The following is a 16041-nucleotide window of genomic DNA, read 5'->3' as shown; positions in this document are numbered from 1 at the left end:
AGCGCGGGCACGGCGTCCCGCCCGGCTCGCCGGCGCCGGATCGCGGGGGGCCCGGGCCCCGGCGAGCGGCGGTGGCGTGCCCCGGCCGGAATCCGGGGTCGGGCGACGGCCGGGCGGGGCGCGGTCAGGCGGCCGCCGCGCGGGCGCGGCTCGGTGCGGCCGCGTCGCGGGCCAGCAGGCACTCCTCCAGGAACCCGAGGGCGCGCAGGTGGTACGTACGGGCCGCCCAGCCCAGGCTGATGTTGTGGCCGGCGTCGGGCTGCCGGTCGACCCGTACGACGGCCGAGGCGAGCGGCGCGGTCAGGGCCGCCACCGCCTCCTCGTCGTGCCGCCACCAGCGCTCCTGCTCGGCGAAGGTGAACCGGACCGGCACCCGCACCCGGGCGGCGATGGCGGGGTACAGCTCGGGCCACCGGGGGCCCTCCAGGGCCTCCGTGTCCGGCACCCGGGCCAGCAGCTCCTGGCCCCGCCGCAGCGCGTCCGGCGGGTAGCAGCGCAGGGCACCCCAGTGGCGCCGCCAGTCGCCCGCGGTGTCCGGACCCGGCATCAGCTCGGGCCCCACGGCGAACCGGCTGCCGATCCCCGAGACGTCGAGCCCCAACAGCGCGGGCCCGGAACCGGGGCCGGGGTCGGAGCCGAAGCCGAAACCGGGCCCGGAGCTTGGGCCGGAGCCGGAGCCGGAGCCGGGGCCGGGGCCGGGGTCGGAGCCGAAGCCGAAACCGGGCCCGGAGCTTGGGCCGGAGCCGGAGCCGGAGCCGGAGCCGAAGGAGCCGAAGCCGAAGGAACCGGAGCCTGGCCCGCCCCCGGAGGCGTCCGCCGCCAGGGCCAGCGCCAGCTTGCCGCCGTTGGAGTGGGCGAGGACGAACACCCCGGCCCCCACCGCGTGCTCCCGCGCGAAGCCGGCCAGCGCCGCGCGGACGGTGCGGGCCTGCCCGGACACCGGCAGCCCGTCCGGCAGGGCGGCGGCCGAGGCCCCGTACCCGGGCCGGTCCAGGGCCAGTACCGCGTACCCCAGCCGGGACCCGAGCTCCAGCAGCGAGAGACCCGGCACCACCCGGCTGTCGAAGTACCCGGCGCGCATCCCGCCCCCGTGCAGGGCCAGCACCAGCGCCCGCGGCGGACCCCCGGCCGGCTCGGCCAGCAGCCCGGACAGCGGGACCCCGCCGGCGTCGAGCAGCACCTCCTGCACGGTCACCGGAACACCGCGGTGTGCTCCAGCGCCCACTCCCGGAAGGTGCGGGCCGGTCGGCCGGTGATCTCCTCGACCACCGTCGAGCCGACCTCGGCCTCGGTGGTGAGCATCCTGAAGTAGTCGAGCGCGCCGTCCGCGTAGGACGGCGGCCAGCCGGCGCCCACCATCGCGTCCCTGGCGGCCTGGTGCTCGATGTCCCGCCACTCCAGCTCGCGGCCGATCACCTCGCCGATGATCCGGACCTGTTCCTCCTGCGACTCCGCGAGCGGGCCGGTGACCAGGTACTTCCGCCCCGCGTGGGCCGTGCCCCGCTCGGTCAGCGAGGCCACCGCCACGGCGGCCACATCGGCCTCGTGCACGGAGGTGCGGGTGGCCGCGCCGTACGGGAAGTGCACGGTGCCGCCGTTCCTGATCTGGCCGGCGAAGCCGAGGGCGTTGGCCTGGAAGCCGGTGGTGCGCAGGAAGGTCCACTCCAGGGTGGTGTCCTCCAGCAGCTCCTCCAGGTAGGCGTGGCAGTTGTTGTCCACGCGCTCCAGGCCGATGTGGACGCCCACCGAGGAGACCAGCACCACCCGGCGGGCGGCCGCCTCGATCTTGCGGACCACGGCGGGCGCGGTCTCGACCGAGGTGGTGAAGAACGGCCACATGAGGAAGACCGCGTCCACGCCCTCCAGGGCGGCGTCCAGGCTGTCCGGGTCCTGGAGGTCGCCCTCGAAGAGCTCGACGCCGTCGGGGACGCGGCCGATGTTCGGGTCGTCCTTGAGGACCAGGGCACGGGCGGTCACGCCCGCCTCCAGCAGCTGGGCCAGGGCGTGCGGGCCGACGTTGCCGGTGGCGGCGGTGACCAGGACGGTCTGCGGCATCAGGGGGTGCCTTTCTCGTGAGGTGGGGGATGGATCACGCGGCGAGCGCCGCGGTCGTCAGGGAGAGCTGGGCGGCCGTGCCGGTGGCGTGCACGCGGGCCTTCGGGTCGAGCCGGCGCAGCAGCCCGCCGAGGGTGCGGCCGGGGCCCACCTCCACGAACCGGGTCACGTCGAGGGCGGCCATCCGGTCCGCGGCCGCCGCCCAGCGCACCGGCCGGCTCAGCTCGCCGCGCAGGCTCTCCCGCGCGGCCGTGCCCGTGGTGAGGAACTCCCCGGTGGAGCCGCAGACCACCGGCACGACCGGGTCGCGGAACTCGGTGGCGGCCAGCGCCTCGCCGAACTCCGCCTCGGTCTCCCGCATCAGGCTGGAGTGCAGGGCCGCGCCCACCGACAGGCCCGTGGCGCGGATCCCGGCCGCCCCGGCCGCGTCCAGCACGTGCGCCACGGCCCGCAGCTGCCCGGAGACGACGACACGGCCGCCCTCGCCGTCGTTGGCGGTCTCCACGGTCTCGCCGGTCGCCAGCCGGGCCTCGGCGCACAGCCGCGCGGCCGCCGCGAGCGGCAGCCCCCACAGGGCCGCCATCCGGCCGGGCACCCGGTCGTCGGCCGCGGCCACCAGCTCGCCGCGCAGCCGCACCAGCCACAGCGCGTCCGTCCAGTCCAGCGCGCCGGCCGCGACCAGCGCCGTGTACGCGCCGAGGCTGTGCCCCACCACGACGTCCGGCTCGGCACCGCGCGAGCGCAGCACGTCCAGCGTGACCAGGCTGGTCAGCAGCACGGCCGGCTGGCTCACGGGAGCCTCGCGCAACGGCCCGTCGGGGCCGTGCAGGCAGGCCCAGGACAGGGGGATGCCCAGCAGCCGGTCGGCCTCCAGGTAGTAGCGGTCGGCCAGTTCGGGACGGCCTGCGAGCAGGTCCCGGCCCATGCCGGCGCGCCGCGCGCCCTGCCCCGGGAAGAGGAATGCGGTACGGGTCATGCCAGTTGCTTCCTTTCTCTGTTCGGGCCGCCCCGGGTCAGGCGAGCCAGTCCGGCGGCAGCCAGTGGACGCGCAGCTGCCGGGGCGGGGGCCCCTGGACCGCCACCGCGGCGGTGTGGGCGGGCGGGCAGGACACGTCGAACACCGTCCAGCCGTAGGGCCGCAGGCGGTGGTCGGAGCCCAGGTAGTCGGCGGCGGGCGAGCGGCGCAGCCCCGTGCCGATGCCCTTGAGGTAGGCCTCCTTGCGGGTCCACATGCGGCCGAACAGCTCGGGACGGGCCTCCTCGGGCGCCGCCTCCAGCTCGGCCCGCTCCGCCGGGTGGAGCGTGCGCGCGACGGCGTCGATGGTCCGGTCCCCGGTCCTGCGCTGGACGTCCGCCCCGACGGGGGTGGCCGCCACGGCGAAGAGGGCGAGCCCGCCGCTGTGCGAGACGGAGAAGTGCAGCTTCAGGCCCGGGCACGGGATGACCGGCCGGCCCAGCGGCTCCCGCCAGATGGGGATCTCCTCGGGGCCGATGCGCAGCCAGCCGGCCAGCAGCCGCCGCAGCGCGATGTGCGCGGCGGCGTACGCGCGGGCGTCGGTGGGCCGTACGAAGGCGGCCACCCGCTCCCGCTCCGCCGGGTCGAGGACGGACAGGTCCAGGGGGCCGGCCTCGGGCGGGGGCGCCTTCAGCATCCACAGGTCGACCAGCCCCGGTCCCGGCAGTCCCTTGGGGGGCCGCCGGCGCCGGGGTACGCCGGGTGAGGCGGGTCCCCGCGCGCCCGGCGCCCGGGTGGGGTCCTCCGGTACCTCGGCCGTGGCGGTGCGGGTCCGCGGGGCGGGGCGCCTCGTACGTGTTCCGTTCAGCTCCGCACGGCTCCTCTCCGGCTTCCGCCGGCCGGTCCGCCCGACGGGTCGGACAGTTCGGGGCCCAGCCCCAGGACGGTGCCCAGCACGCCGTACACGTACCGGTTGACCACCTGGGTGCGGGCGTCGGTGTCGGTGGCGCCGAGCGCCGGGTGCCGGGCGGGGCGGGCGGCACCGCTCCTGATCGGGCCCACGGGATCAGCTCCCGTACGGCACGCGGCTGCGCGCCTCGCGCAGCGCCGTGCCCCACCAGGTCAGCTGGTCGAGCAGCACCTTGGCGGCGCGCTCCGGGCCGGTCTCGTCCCGCGGGCGGCCGTCGGCGTCGAACTGCTCGTGCGCGGAGTGGAAGCTGACGCAGTCCCGGACGGTGACGGCGTGCAGCTCGGCGAAGACCGGGCGGAGCTGCTCGACGGCGCGCAGGCCGCCGGAGAGGCCGCCGTAGGAGACGAAGCCGACCGGCTTGGCCTGCCACTGCGTGTAGTGCCAGTCGATGAGGTTCTTCAGCGGGGCCGGGAAGCTGTGGTTGTACTCGGGCGTGACGACGACGAAGGCGTCGGCGGCCTGGAGCCGGGGCGAGACCTCGGCGAGCACGGCCCGCGCCTCGGCGGACGGGTCCTGGGAGAGCTCCAGCGGCAGGGCGTGCTCCCCGAGGTCGATGAGGTCGACGTCGAGGTCGCCGCGCTCGCGGGCGATGCCGGTGAACCAGGAGCTGATGACGGGGCCGAAGCGGCCGGCGCGGCTGCTGCCGACGATCACGGCGAGGCGGAGGGGTTCAGTGGACACGGGATTCCTTCCGAGGGGTCGGGGAGGTCCGGGGGACGGCCGGCTCCGGTGCGGGCGCGCGGCGGCCGGGGAGTACGCCGGCCAGCGCGACGCACAGCCCGGCCAGGCCGACGCCGGTCACGAGGAGCAGTGCGGTGCGGTACCCGGCGGCGCTCAGCGAGGCCACCGCGGTGAGGGTCAGGGCCGCGCCCGTCTGGACGGCGGTCTGGTAGAGGCTTCCGGCGGTGCCGCGCAGCTCGGCGGGCACCGCGGCGGTGGCCTGGGTGTGCAGGGCGGTGAAGGACAGCACGAAGCCGGCGCCCACCAGCAGCATCACGGGCAGGACCTGGCTCGCGTACCGGACGGGCGTGCCGACGCCGAGGGCCAGCAGGTAGCCGGCGGGCGGCGCCACCGCGCCCAGGGCGATCAGGCGGGCGGCGCCGAACCGGCTGACCAGCCGCCCCGAGTGCAGGGCGGTGAGCATCAGCGGCACGCTCGCGGGCAGGAAGGCCAGCCCGGTCGCGAGCGGCCCCCAGCCGGCGCCGTGCTGGAGGCGCAGGGTGAGCAGGAACAGCAGCCCGAGGTACGAGCCGTTGAGCGCGGCGGCGCCGAGCGCGGACCGGACCAGGGCCGGGGTGCGCAGCAGCACCCCCGGCACCAGCGGCCCGCCGGCGGCGACCCGCGGGGTGCCGTCGGCCGGGATCAGCCGCAGTCCGAGGACGAACAGCACGAGCACGACCGGCGCCGGGAAGGCGAAGGTGAGCCGCCAGCCGGCCTCGGTGAGGGCGCCCGACAGCAGCAGCCCCCCGGTGAACCCGGCGGCCCCGAAGAGCGTGTACACGGACAACGCCCGTTCCCGCGGGCGCCCTTCGGGGAAGGCGGTGGCGATGATCGCGAGCCCGGTGGGCGCGGTCAGCGCCGCGCACATCCCCTTGACCAGCCGGGTGCCGAACAGCACCCCGGGCTCGTCGGTGAGGGCGCCGGCCACGGAGGCCGCGGCGAAGCCGAGCAGCGCGGCCAGGTAGACGGGACGGCGCCCGTACCGGCCGGTGATCCGTGTGCCGAAGAGCAGCAGCCCGCCGAAGCCGAGCGCGAAGGCGCTGAGCACCCAGTGCAGCCCGCTGTCGGGGATGCCGAGGTCGGCGCCGATCGCGGGGGCCGCCACGACGGCGGTGGACACCTCCAGCGCGTCGATGAGCATGTTGCCCGCCAGCACGCCGAGCAGCCCCCACAGGGCGGTCTTGGGAAGGGTCATGGTCCGTGCGGCTCAGCCGAGGAGGGTGCCGCCGGTCGCGTCGACGAACGAGCCGGTGATCCAGCGGGCGTCGTCGGAGGCGAGGAAGGCGATGATGTCGGCGACGTCCCGCGGCTCGCCCACCCGGTTGAAGGCGGACAGGCCCGACATGGCCTCGACGGCCTCGGGGACGTCGAAGAGCGGGTTGTCGTTGCGGGTGATGCCCGGGGCCACGGAGTTGATGGTGATGTTCCGGGGGCCGAGCAGCTTGGCGTAGTGCAGGGCGAGCATCTCGACGGCGCCCTTGCTCATGGCGTACGCGATCTCGTCGGGGTTGGCGAACCTGGTCAGCCCGGAGGAGATGTTGACGATCCGTCCGCCGTCCGGGATGTTCGCCAGGGCCCGCTGGATGATGAAGAACGGCGCCTTGGCGTTGACGGCGAACAGCCGGTCGAACTGCTCGGGCGTGGTGTCCTCGGGCTTCACCCCGCCCATCACCCCGGCGTTGTTGACCAGGATGTTCAGCTCGGTGGAGCCGGTGCGCTCCTTCAGGCCCTCCTCCAGGGCCAGGAAGAGGGCGTGCACGTCGCCGGGGACGCCGAGTTCGGCCTGGACGGCGAAGGCGCGGCCGCCGTCCTTCTCGATGCCGGCGACCACCTCGGCGGCGGCGTCCGCGCCGGTGGAGTAGTGGACGGCGACGAGCGCGCCCTCGCGGGCGAGGCGCTCGGCCGTGGCGCGGCCCATGCCCCGGCTGGCGCCGGTGACCAGGGCGGTCTTACCCGTCAGATTTCCCATGGGGGCACTCCTGTCGACGCGCTGGGGCGTCCGTGTGGTGGGGGTGGTCGGTGGTGTGGTGAGGGGCGCGGCGGCGGGCCGGCCGGACTTCCCGGTGGAGCCGTGGCCGGGCGCGCCGGACCCGTCGGAGCCGTCGGGCCGGAACAGGCGGTCCAGCGCCGCGGCCAGCCCGGCCGGATCGCCGCCGGCCCAGGCGACGTAGCCGTCGGGGCGCACCAGCAGCGCCGGTACGCCGACCAGGTCGCCGCCCTCGGGAGCGGCGGGGACGGTGACCGTGTCCAGGGCCCCGGACCAGGACCCGGCGGCACCGGCCAGCGCGGCCGCGCCCGGCCCCGGGAAGACCAGCAGCACGCCCCGGCCCGCGCGGAGCGGCCCGAGGACGGTGCCGGGAGCCGCGGCGCCGGCGAGTTCCGCGTACGGGAGCCTGGCTCCGGTGAGCGGGTGGGCGCCGGGGCCGGCCCCGTACCGGATGTCGAGGCCGCTGATCATCCCGGCCAGGTGGGCCCGTACCCGCTCGTACCCGATCAGCTCCCCGAAGACGGAGCGCAGGGACTCCACCTCGGGGCCGCCGAGCAGCAGCCGGGCCTGGGCGGAGATGTTGCCCAGCACCCGGCGGCCGACCTCGTGCCGCTCGTGGTGGTAGGAGTCGAGCAGCCCGGGCGCGGCGCGGCCCAGGACGGTGGCCGCGAGCTTCCAGCCGAGGTTGACCGCGTCCTGGAGGCCGAGGTTGAGGGCCTGGCCGCCGATCGGCATCTGCTGGTGGGCGGCGTCGCCGGCGAGCAGCACGCGGCGGTCGCGGTAGCGGCCGGCGTGCCGGGACGCGTCGCCGAACGCGTTGACCCACAGCGGGGTGCCGGCGGTGATGTCCTCGCCGGTGACGTTCCGCCAGGCCTCGGCGATCTCCGCGAACGCGGGTTCCGCGGACCGCTCGCGCGCGGCCCGGCCGAACTCGTGGACCATCACGCGGGTGACGCCGTCACCGCGGCGGGCCGCGATGGCGAGCCCGCCGGGCAGCCGCTGGAAGCGCCGGTTCGGGATCTCGACGCCGTCCACGTCGGCCCGGATCAGCTCGCGCTCCGCGTCGTGCCCGGGGAACTCGAAGCCGGACAGCCGCCGTACGGCCGAGCGCTCCCCGTCGCAGCCCACCACGTAGCGCGCGGTGAGGCGGACGGGTCCGCCGGGGCCGCGCGCCTCGACGGTGACGTGGTCCGGGTGCTGGGCCAGGTCCGTCACCTCGTGGCCGCGCCGGAGGTCGGCGCCGAGGCCGGTGGCCCAGGCGCCGAGCAGTTCCTCGGTGCGGATCTGCGGGACCTTCCACTGCCCGGGGTGCGGGCTGGGGAGGTCCAGCGAGAGGGGGACGCCGCCGAAGTGGCCCATGGGCTCGTGCGGGGGCGTGCCCAGCCCGTCGAGGAGGCCGCGCTGGTCGAGCAGCTCCATGGTGCGGGCGTGCAGGGTCGAGGCGCGGGACTCGGTGGTCGGCGCGTCCCGGGTCTCCAGCACGGTCACGTCGGCGCCGCCCAGCCGGAGTTCACCGGCGAGCATGAGGCCGACGGGGCCCGCCCCGACGACGATGACATGGGTGTCCACGGCGTCCATGGGCTCAGCGCTTGCCTTCGGCGTACGCCTTGGCGTGGCCGAGGGTGGCCCGGCTGTTGGTGCTGAGGGCGGTCCGCACGTACTCCCTGGCCTGCGCGACGTCCGCGTCCGGGCCCAGGATCGCGTGGATGTTCTCGGCGCGCAGCACGACGGTGTGCTGGGAGGAGGCCGCGACGCCGGTGGCGGTCTCGCGGAAGGTCCAGTACCCGGTGTGCAGGTTCATCAGCGCCGGGAGCGTGGTCTGCTTGTACGCGATCTTCTCGGTGGGCAGGCAGACGCGGTACGACTTCGTGGTGTGCGTGGAGCCGTCCTTGGCGCGGGTGTCCATCTCCAGGGTCTGGAGGCCCGGGGTGTCCTCGGTGAGGCGGACGGTGGCCACGTGCGGGAGCCGCTCGGACCACAGCTGGGCCTCGTTGATGAAGTCGTAGACGTCCTTGGCGGAGCCGGCGATCTCGACGGTGTCCTCGAAGGAGAAGGTCAGCTCCTCGGAGGCGGTGGCGAGTTCGACGTTCGTCTTCAGCGCGGCCAGCTCGGAGCGCGAGTTGCGGTCGACGGCCTCGTCGATCCAGGCGAGGCCGGCCGGGTCGTCGTCGACGGCCGTGTAGTCGTGCAGCAGCCGGATCCGGGACTCGGTGTCCGAGAGCGGCTCGATGATCCAGGCGCCGCCCATGGAGGCGACCGGCGGGGTGGAGACCTGCTGGCGGAACTCGATGCGCAGCGCCTCCGGGTCGAGGACGCGGCGCGAGGTCCAGTTCTTGGCCTCGCCGTTGGCGGTGGCCCAGATCCGGATGAGCTCCTCGTTGCCGGAGCGCTCCAGGTGGTCGACGTAGAGGGTGGGCGGGAAGATCCGCGGCCAGTTCTCCACCTCGGCGATCAGCCGGTAGACGGCGGCTGCCGGGGCGGAGACGGTGATCTCGTGCTCCACCTCGCGCACCTCGCGCGGGCCGGACACAGACATGCTTGTCCCTTCTGGGTGGTGGGGGCGGGCCGGTGGTGGGCCTCGGGGGCCGGACGGGCGCCGGGGGACTAGAAGTTGCCGAGGCCGCCGCAGACGTTGAGCGCCTGGGCGGTGATGGAGGCGGCGGTGTCGGAGGCGAGGTAGCCGACGAGGCCGGCGACCTCTTCCGGGGTGGAGTAGCGGCCGAGCGGGATCTTGGCCTGGAACTTCTCGAGGATGGCGTCCTCGGAGGTGTCGTAGGCGGCCGCGTAGCCCTGGCGGACGCGCTGGGCCATCGGGGTCTCGACGTAGCCGGGGCAGACTGCGTTCACGGTGATGCCGGTGGGCGCCAGCTCGTTGCCCAGCGCCTTGGTGAAGCCCACGACGCCGTGCTTGGAGGCGGAGTACGGGGCACCGAGCACGACACCCTGCTTGCCCGCGGTCGAGGCGATGTTGATGATCCGCCCACGGTCCTTGTGGCGCATGCCGCCGGCGTTGAGCACGGCCTTGGTGAGGCGGAAGACGCTGTTGAGGTTCGTGTCGATCACGTCCTCCCACAGCTCGTCGGCGATGTCGGCGGTCACGCCGCCACCGCTCCGGCCGGCGTTGTTGACCAGCACGTCGACCGTGCCGAAGCGCTCGACCGCGGCGGCGACGAACGCGTCGACGGCCTCCTGGGAGCGCACGTCGAGGCTCTGGCCGTCGACGTCGAGGCCCTCCTCGCGCAGCTCCTTGACCGTGTTGCGGACGTTCTCGGCGTCACGGGCGCCGATGAAGACGCGGTGGCCCTGCCGGGCCAGCAGCCGGGCGGCGGCCAGGCCGATGCCGCTGGTGGCGCCGGAGACGAGGGCGACCCGCTGCTCGGTGTTCGACATGAAAGGGCTCTCCTGTGGAAGGGGACGGGACAGGGGCGGTGGCCGCCGCGGCGGGGTGCGGGCCCCGCCGCGGCGGCGTACCGGGAGGTGCCGGGGCGGCCCGGTCAGGCGGCGACGGGGGCGCTCGCGGCGACCGCCGCGTTCACGGCCGCGACCAGGGCGCGCGGGGTGGGGTTGTCGGCGAGCACGTCGTCGTCGAGGGTGATCCCGTACTCGCGCTCGATGCGGCTGGCGGTCTCCAGCATGGCCAGGGACTCGTAGCCGAGCTGCTCGAACTCGGTGTCGAGGATGTCGCCGTCCAGGTCGACGCTCTCGTCGGCGCCGGCGCCCTCCAGCAGGATGCGCTTGAGGTCCTCGGTGGTGAACTCGTGCTGGGACATGCGTGTGCCTTCCTGTCTTCCGTGTGCGTGCGTGGGGGACGGTCCGGGCCGCGCGCGGCGGGGCCCGGACCGCGGTCAGCCGGCGGCCCGGACGACCAGGGCCGAGTTGAAGCCGTGGTGGCCGCGGGCGAGCACCAGCGCGGTGCGCACCTCGGCGGTGCGCGCCTGGCCGGTGACCAGGTCCAGCTCGTGGGAGCCGGCCGGCTCGACGTTGGTGGTGGCGGGGATGACGCCCTCCCGGACGGCCAGCAGCGCGGTGGCGACGTCCAGCGGGGCGGCCCCCGAGTAGAGGCGGCCGGTCATCGTCTTCGGGACGGTGACGGGGACGCCGCGCGGCCCGAAGACGGCGGTGATCGCCTCGGCCTCGGTCCGGTCGAGCTCCGGCACGGCCGCGCCGTCCGCGAAGACCACGTCGACCTCGCCGGCGGTCACCCCGGCGTCGGCCAGGGCGAGTTCGATCGCCTTGCGCAGGCCCGGCTCGCGGCCGCTGCCCGGCCGGGGGTCGAAGGTCGAGCCGTACCCGGCGATCTCGCCGTAGACGCGGGCGCCGCGGGCGCGGGCCGCCTCCTCGTCCTCCAGGATCAGGATCGCCCCGCCCTCGCCCGGCACGTGCCCGCGGGCGTCCGCGTCGAAGGGCAGGTAGGCGCGGTCGGCGTCCTCGGCCGTGGAGAGCCGGTCGCCGGCCAGCTGTGCCACCCAGCCCCAGGGGCAGATGGAGGCGTCGATCGAGCCGGAGACGATCAGCCGGGTGCCCTTGCGGATCTGGCGGCGCGCGTGGGCGAGGGCGTCGAGGCCGCCCGCCTGGTCGCTGACGACGACGCCCGAGGGGCCCTTCATGCCGTTGCGGATGGAGATCTGGCCGCTGTTGACCGCGTAGAACCAGGCGAAGGACTGGTACGCGGACACGTGCTGGCTGCCCTGGCTCCACAGCTTCTGCAGCTCGCCCTGGCCGAACTCGAAGCCGCCGGAGGAACTGGCGGTCACGACGCCCATGTCGTAGGCCGCGAGCTCCTTCGGGTCCACGCCGGCGTCGGCCAGGGCCCAGTCGGTGGCGACGAGCGCGAGCCGGGTCATCCGGTCGGTCTGCGGGATCAGCCTGCTGGGCAGGTGGTCCTCGGCCCGGAAGTCGTGGATCTCCCCGGCCAGGGTGGCGGGGTAGGAGTCGGCGGGGAAGCGGGTGATGCGGGCGATGCCGCTCTTGCCGACCCGGGTGGCCTCCCAGTAGTCCTGGTTTCCCAGGCCGTTGGGGGCGGCGATGCCGATGCCGGTGACGACCGTCCTGGCGGGCCTGTCGCTCATGCGGCGCTCCTTCCGGGGCGGGCGAGCACCATGGCGCTCTGGAAGCCGCCGAACCCGCTGCCGACGGTCAGCACGGCGTCCGTCCGCCACTCGCGCGCCGTCAGCGGCACGTAGTCGAGGTCGCATTCGGGGTCGGGGGTGTGCAGGTTGGCGGTCGGGGGCACGACGTTGTGCTCCATCGCCAGCACGGAGGCGGCGATCTCGATCGAGCCGATCGCGCCGAGGGAGTGGCCCACCATCGACTTGATGGAGGAGACCGGGGTCCGGTACGCGTGCTCGCCGAGGCTCTTCTTGAACGCGGCGGTCTCGTGGCGGTCGTTCTGCTTGGTGCCCGAGCCGTGCGCGTTGATGTAGTCGATGTCCTCCGGGTTCAGCCGCGCCTCCGCCATGGCGACGCCGATCGCCTCGGCCATCTCCGCGCCGTCCGGCCGCAGGCCCGTCATGTGGTAGGCGTTCGAGCGGGTGGCGTACCCGGCGATCTCCGCGTAGATGTGCGCGCCGCGCCGGCGGGCGCTCGCCAGCTCCTCCAGCACGAAGACCGCGGAGCCCTCGCCGAGCACGAAGCCGTTGCGGGTGCCGTCGAAGGGCCGCGAAGCGTGCTCGGGGTCGTCGTTGCGCGGGGTGGTCGCCTTGATCGCGTCGAAGCAGGCCAGGGTGATGGGCGAGATGGGCGCGTCGGTGGCGCCCGCGACCATCACGTCGGCCGAGCCCTCGCGGATCAGCTCGACGGCGTGCCCGACCGAGTCCAGGCCTGAGGTGCAGCCGGTGGAGACCACCGTGGAGGGCCCCTCGGCGCCCACGGCCCACGCGACCTCGGCCGCGAAGGAGCTGGGCACCAGGTAGTTGTAGAGGTGCGGCACCGCGTACCTGTGGTCCACCTGCGCCAGCCGTCCGCCGTCGCTGACCACCCGGTACTCCTCGTCGAGGCCCATGGTGGCGCCGACGGCGCTGCCGATGGTGATCCCGGTGCGGTACGGGTCCCCCGCGGCCAGGTCCAGGCCGCTGTCCGCCACCGCCTCGCGGGCGGCGACGACCGCGAGCTGCGCCGCGCGGTCCATCCGGCGGATCTCCTGCGGGGCCAGACCGGCGGCCTCGGGATCGAAGTCGATCTCGGCGGCGACGCGGGACCGGAACTGGGAGGGGTCGAAGAAGGTGATCCCCCGGGTCGCGGTGCGCCCCGCGCTGAGCAGGTTCCAGAAGTTCTCGGCCCCCACGCCGCCCGGCGCCAGGACGCCGATGCCCGTGATGACCACTCGGCGCCCCGTCACGGGCTGCCTCCCATCATGTCCGCGGACGCCTTCACTCGGAGGCCGTCCAGTGGTAGAAGCGCGTGGCCATGGCGTCGGCGGGCGAGCGCCAGGTGGCCGGGTCGTACGCCTGGATGAAGGGCTTCAGGTCCTCGCTGATGCCCACGAAGCGCGGGTCGGTCTTGGCGGCCTCGATGCGCTCGCCGCCGTCCTCGGAGTCGAAGTCCTGGAGGTGGAAGTACAGGCCCCGGTACGAGAAGAGCTGGCGGCGGCGGGTGCCCATGCGGTGGGGCATCTCGGTGCCGTCGAACTCGCCGAAGAGCTTGGCGACGTCGAGGCTGGACCCGGGGTCCATGCGCGCGACGATCAGCGTGCTGTGCATGTGCGTCTCTTTCCGTCAGTGGATGGGGGGCGGCCGCGGCGGGTCAGCGGGCGGGGCCGAACCAGCGCTCCAGCGCCATCGGCAGGTCGCCGTGGCTGCCGGGTGCCGCCCACGCGACGTATCCGTCGGGCCGTACGAGCACGGCGGCGGTGTCGGCCAGCGGGCTGTCCGCGGGCAGCCCGGACGCGGTCGCGGTGACCACGTCCACGCGGTCCAGCCAGGGGGCGGCCCGGCGGCGCAGCTCCGCGTTGTCGGCGAGGTCGAGGAGGACGCCGCGGCCCTGGTGCAGGGCCTTCGTGCTGGAGTCCACGAGCCGGTCGCCGGCCAGGGCGACCTCGGGCAGGCGGCGGCCCAGCAGCGGGTGCCGGCCGCCGTCGAGCTCGTAGCGGATCTCCAGGCCGGAGACCATGGCGGCGAAGTGCTTCGCGACCTCGGGGTACCGGATCAGCTCGGTCAGCACGTCGCGCAGCGGCTGCACCTCGGGGCCGGAGAGGAACAGCAGGCCCTGGGCCTGGGTGTTCATCAGCAGCCGCTTGCCGACCGGGTGGCGCTCGGCGTGGTACGTGTCGAGCAGCGCCTCCGGTGCCCGGCCGCGGACCACGGCGCCCAGCTTCCAGCCGAGGTTCACGGCGTCCTGGATGCTGGTGTTCATGCCCTGGCCGCCGGCCGGCAGGTGGATGTGCGCGGCGTCGCCGGCCAGGAAGACCCGGCCGCGCCGGTACTCGGTGACCTGGCGGGTGGCGTCGCCGAAGGAGGACACCCAGACCGGCTCGGCGTGCGAGATGTCGTCGCCGGTCAGGCGCTGCCAGGCGGCCGCGACCTCCGCCCACGCGGGCGGGGTCTTGCGGCGCTGCGGCGGGGTGCCGCGCTCGCACACGATCAGCCGGGTGATCCCGCCGGGCAGCGGGCCGACCATGACCATGCCGCCCGGCAGGGTCTCGCCGATCATCCGGGGCGCCAGCTCGATGCCCTTCACGTCCGCCAGGAACATCTCCAGCGTGGCGGCCGTGCCGGGGAAGTCGAAGCCCGACTGCCTGCGGATGGTGGAGCGGCCGCCGTCACAGCCGACCAGGTACTCGGCGCGCAGCGTGTGCACGCCCTCGGGGCCCCTGACCTCGACCTCGACGCAGTCCTCCTTCTCCCTGACGGAGAGGACCTCGTGGCTGCGCCGGATGTCGGCGCCCAGCTGCGTCGCCCACTCCTCCAGCACCGTCTCGGTGGCCGACTGCGGGATGGTCTTGGCGGCCTGGTGCGCACCGTCGAGCACCCCGAAGTCGACCGGCAGGCCGCCGAAGTGGCCCTGGTTGCTGACCTCGATGTCGCCGAACCGGGAGAGCAGTCCGCGCTGGTCGAAGACCTCCATGGTGCGGGCGGTGAAGCCGAGCCCGCGGGACTCCCCGGTCCGGGCGGCGAGCTTCTCCAGGACGATGACGTCCGCGCCCGCCAGGCGCAGTTCACCGGCGAGCATCATGCCCGCGGGTCCCGCGCCCACGACAATCACAGCGGAATCCATGTACCTCTCCTCGGTCGTCCGACACAGAACTTTCGACACAGAACTGCGGAAGCTAGCCACGAGCTTCGCCGCCGGGTAATTGCCGGAACAAGGTGCGGCCATTCAGGTCCGTGCGCAGTTTGGTGATGTGCGCGCAGGAATCGCGCAGAAAAGAGAAAACAGGTCAGGGTTCTGAGCGACTTGACACACTCAATTAGGCCGGGGTGGCATGCGGCCCCCGATGCATAGAATTCCCGGTGTTCGCGCGTTCGCGGAGCACTAGCGAGGGGGAGAGATGGGCCAGGTACCGCTGTCCGTGGTGCAGACCCCCCTGCCGCTCCAGCGCGGCGGCGAATCCCGCCCGTCGGAGAGCTGGCGGGTGCTGGTGATCGACAGCCGGCAGCGCGACGCGCAGGCCCTGGGCGACCGGCTGCGCCGGCACGGCCACGAGGTGTGGACCTCGGGTACGGGCAGCTCGGCGCTGGAGTCGTACGGGGACGCCAGCCTGGTGCTGCTGGAGCTCGAACTCCCCGACCTCGACGGGCTGGAGGTGTGCCGGCAGATCCGCGCCGCCAGTGACGTCCCGGTCATCGTGGTGACCTCCCGCGGCAGCGAGCTCGACCGGGTGCTGGGCCTGCAGGCCGGCGCGGACGACTACCTGGTCAAGCCGTACGGCTTCCAGGAACTGATGGCCAGGATGGACGCCGTGATGCGGCGGGTGAAGCCCCAGCCGCTGGCCCCGGAGACCATCGAGCACGGGCGGCTGAGAATCGACGTGGCAGCCCGCGAGGTGACCCTCGACGACGAGCCGGTCGAATTGTCGCGCAAGGAATTCGACCTGCTGCACGTGCTGGCCGCGCACCCCGAGGCGATCGTGCCGAGGCGCCAGTTGATGAATCGCGTCTGGGGCGGTTCCCGCTCGCGCCGGACCGTCGACACCCACGTGAGCAGTCTGCGTACGAAATTGGGTTCCCGGGACTGGGTGATCACGGTCCGGGGTGTGGGTTTCCGTATAGGGAACGTCAATTTCCCGTAAATTCGGGAACCGATTCGAAACGGTGACGGGGGCGGGCTCGGCCGGGCCTTCGGCGGCTCCAACGGCGCGGGCGTAAGGACGGGCTGCGGCCGCCGGGGCCGCCTACGACGCGGCCCCGGCGGCCGGGC

16 protein-coding genes are annotated in these 16041 nt (G+C 74.5%); 1 reads left to right on the top strand and 15 read right to left on the bottom strand.

Annotated elements, in window-relative coordinates; all coding sequences use genetic code 11:
* Positions 1-124: 124 nt before the first annotated feature.
* From ACIQUR_RS16135 to ACIQUR_RS16065, 15 genes are all read right to left on the bottom strand, one after another.
* Complete coding sequence (locus ACIQUR_RS16135) at positions 125-1195, bottom strand: alpha/beta hydrolase (protein WP_403664402.1); 1071 nt, start codon at positions 1193-1195, stop codon at positions 125-127.
* Complete coding sequence (locus ACIQUR_RS16130) at positions 1192-2055, bottom strand: NAD(P)H-binding protein (RefSeq protein ID WP_403664400.1); 864 nt, start codon at positions 2053-2055, stop codon at positions 1192-1194. Before ACIQUR_RS16130 ends, ACIQUR_RS16135 begins: the two co-directional genes overlap by 4 nt.
* Positions 2056-2089: 34 nt before the next feature.
* A complete protein-coding gene (locus ACIQUR_RS16125; RefSeq protein WP_403664397.1) occupies positions 2090-3031 on the bottom strand; it encodes an ACP S-malonyltransferase in 942 nt (313 codons plus the stop codon).
* A gap of 37 nt (positions 3032-3068) precedes the next feature.
* On the bottom strand, positions 3069-3707 hold the full coding sequence (locus ACIQUR_RS16120; protein ID WP_403664394.1) for a 4'-phosphopantetheinyl transferase superfamily protein: 639 nt from the start codon (positions 3705-3707) through the stop codon (positions 3069-3071).
* A 167-nt stretch (positions 3708-3874) separates the two neighbouring features.
* A complete protein-coding gene (locus tag ACIQUR_RS16115; RefSeq protein WP_403664391.1) occupies positions 3875-4072 on the bottom strand; it encodes a hypothetical protein in 198 nt (65 codons plus the stop codon).
* Positions 4073-4076: 4 nt separating this feature from the next.
* On the bottom strand, positions 4077-4661 hold the full coding sequence (locus tag ACIQUR_RS16110; protein ID WP_403664388.1) for an NADPH-dependent FMN reductase: 585 nt from the start codon (positions 4659-4661) through the stop codon (positions 4077-4079).
* The gene (locus ACIQUR_RS16105; RefSeq protein ID WP_403664385.1) at positions 4651-5895 is read right to left on the bottom strand and encodes an MFS transporter; all 1245 of its coding nucleotides are present in this window, start codon (positions 5893-5895) and stop codon (positions 4651-4653) included. Before ACIQUR_RS16105 ends, ACIQUR_RS16110 begins: the two co-directional genes overlap by 11 nt.
* A gap of 12 nt (positions 5896-5907) precedes the next feature.
* Complete coding sequence (locus ACIQUR_RS16100; protein ID WP_403664382.1) at positions 5908-8265, bottom strand: SDR family oxidoreductase; 2358 nt, start codon at positions 8263-8265, stop codon at positions 5908-5910.
* 4 nt (positions 8266-8269) lie between these two features.
* Entirely contained in the window at positions 8270-9223 is a 954-nt protein-coding gene (locus ACIQUR_RS16095) for an aromatase/cyclase (protein ID WP_403664379.1), read from the bottom strand.
* A 68-nt stretch (positions 9224-9291) separates the two neighbouring features.
* Entirely contained in the window at positions 9292-10077 is a 786-nt protein-coding gene (gene fabG / locus ACIQUR_RS16090; protein WP_403664376.1) for a 3-oxoacyl-ACP reductase FabG, read from the bottom strand.
* 104 nt (positions 10078-10181) lie between these two features.
* Positions 10182-10457 (bottom strand): acyl carrier protein, encoded by a 276-nt coding sequence (locus ACIQUR_RS16085; protein ID WP_403664373.1) that lies wholly within the window; start codon positions 10455-10457, stop codon positions 10182-10184.
* A 75-nt stretch (positions 10458-10532) separates the two neighbouring features.
* The gene (locus ACIQUR_RS16080) at positions 10533-11756 is read right to left on the bottom strand and encodes a ketosynthase chain-length factor (protein ID WP_403664370.1); all 1224 of its coding nucleotides are present in this window, start codon (positions 11754-11756) and stop codon (positions 10533-10535) included.
* Entirely contained in the window at positions 11753-13024 is a 1272-nt protein-coding gene (locus ACIQUR_RS16075; protein WP_403664367.1) for a beta-ketoacyl-[acyl-carrier-protein] synthase family protein, read from the bottom strand. The genes ACIQUR_RS16080 and ACIQUR_RS16075 overlap by 4 nt, the downstream gene beginning before the upstream one ends.
* Before the next feature lie 31 nt (positions 13025-13055).
* Complete coding sequence (locus tag ACIQUR_RS16070; protein ID WP_403664364.1) at positions 13056-13385, bottom strand: TcmI family type II polyketide cyclase; 330 nt, start codon at positions 13383-13385, stop codon at positions 13056-13058.
* 43 nt (positions 13386-13428) lie between these two features.
* On the bottom strand, positions 13429-14898 hold the full coding sequence (locus ACIQUR_RS16065) for an FAD-dependent monooxygenase (RefSeq protein ID WP_403664361.1): 1470 nt from the start codon (positions 14896-14898) through the stop codon (positions 13429-13431).
* Between the two features lie 274 nt (positions 14899-15172).
* On the opposite strand from ACIQUR_RS16065, the gene ACIQUR_RS16060 reads away from it, so the two are divergent.
* On the top strand, positions 15173-15913 hold the full coding sequence (locus ACIQUR_RS16060) for a response regulator transcription factor (protein WP_403664358.1): 741 nt from the start codon (positions 15173-15175) through the stop codon (positions 15911-15913).
* Positions 15914-16041 lie beyond the last annotated feature (128 nt).

This window comes from Streptomyces sp. NPDC101132, assembly GCF_044759225.1.
GTDB lineage: Bacteria > Actinomycetota > Actinomycetes > Streptomycetales > Streptomycetaceae > Streptomyces.
The sequence above is the reverse complement of the archived record's forward strand: the minus strand, read 5'-3'. Positions and strand labels throughout refer to the sequence as shown.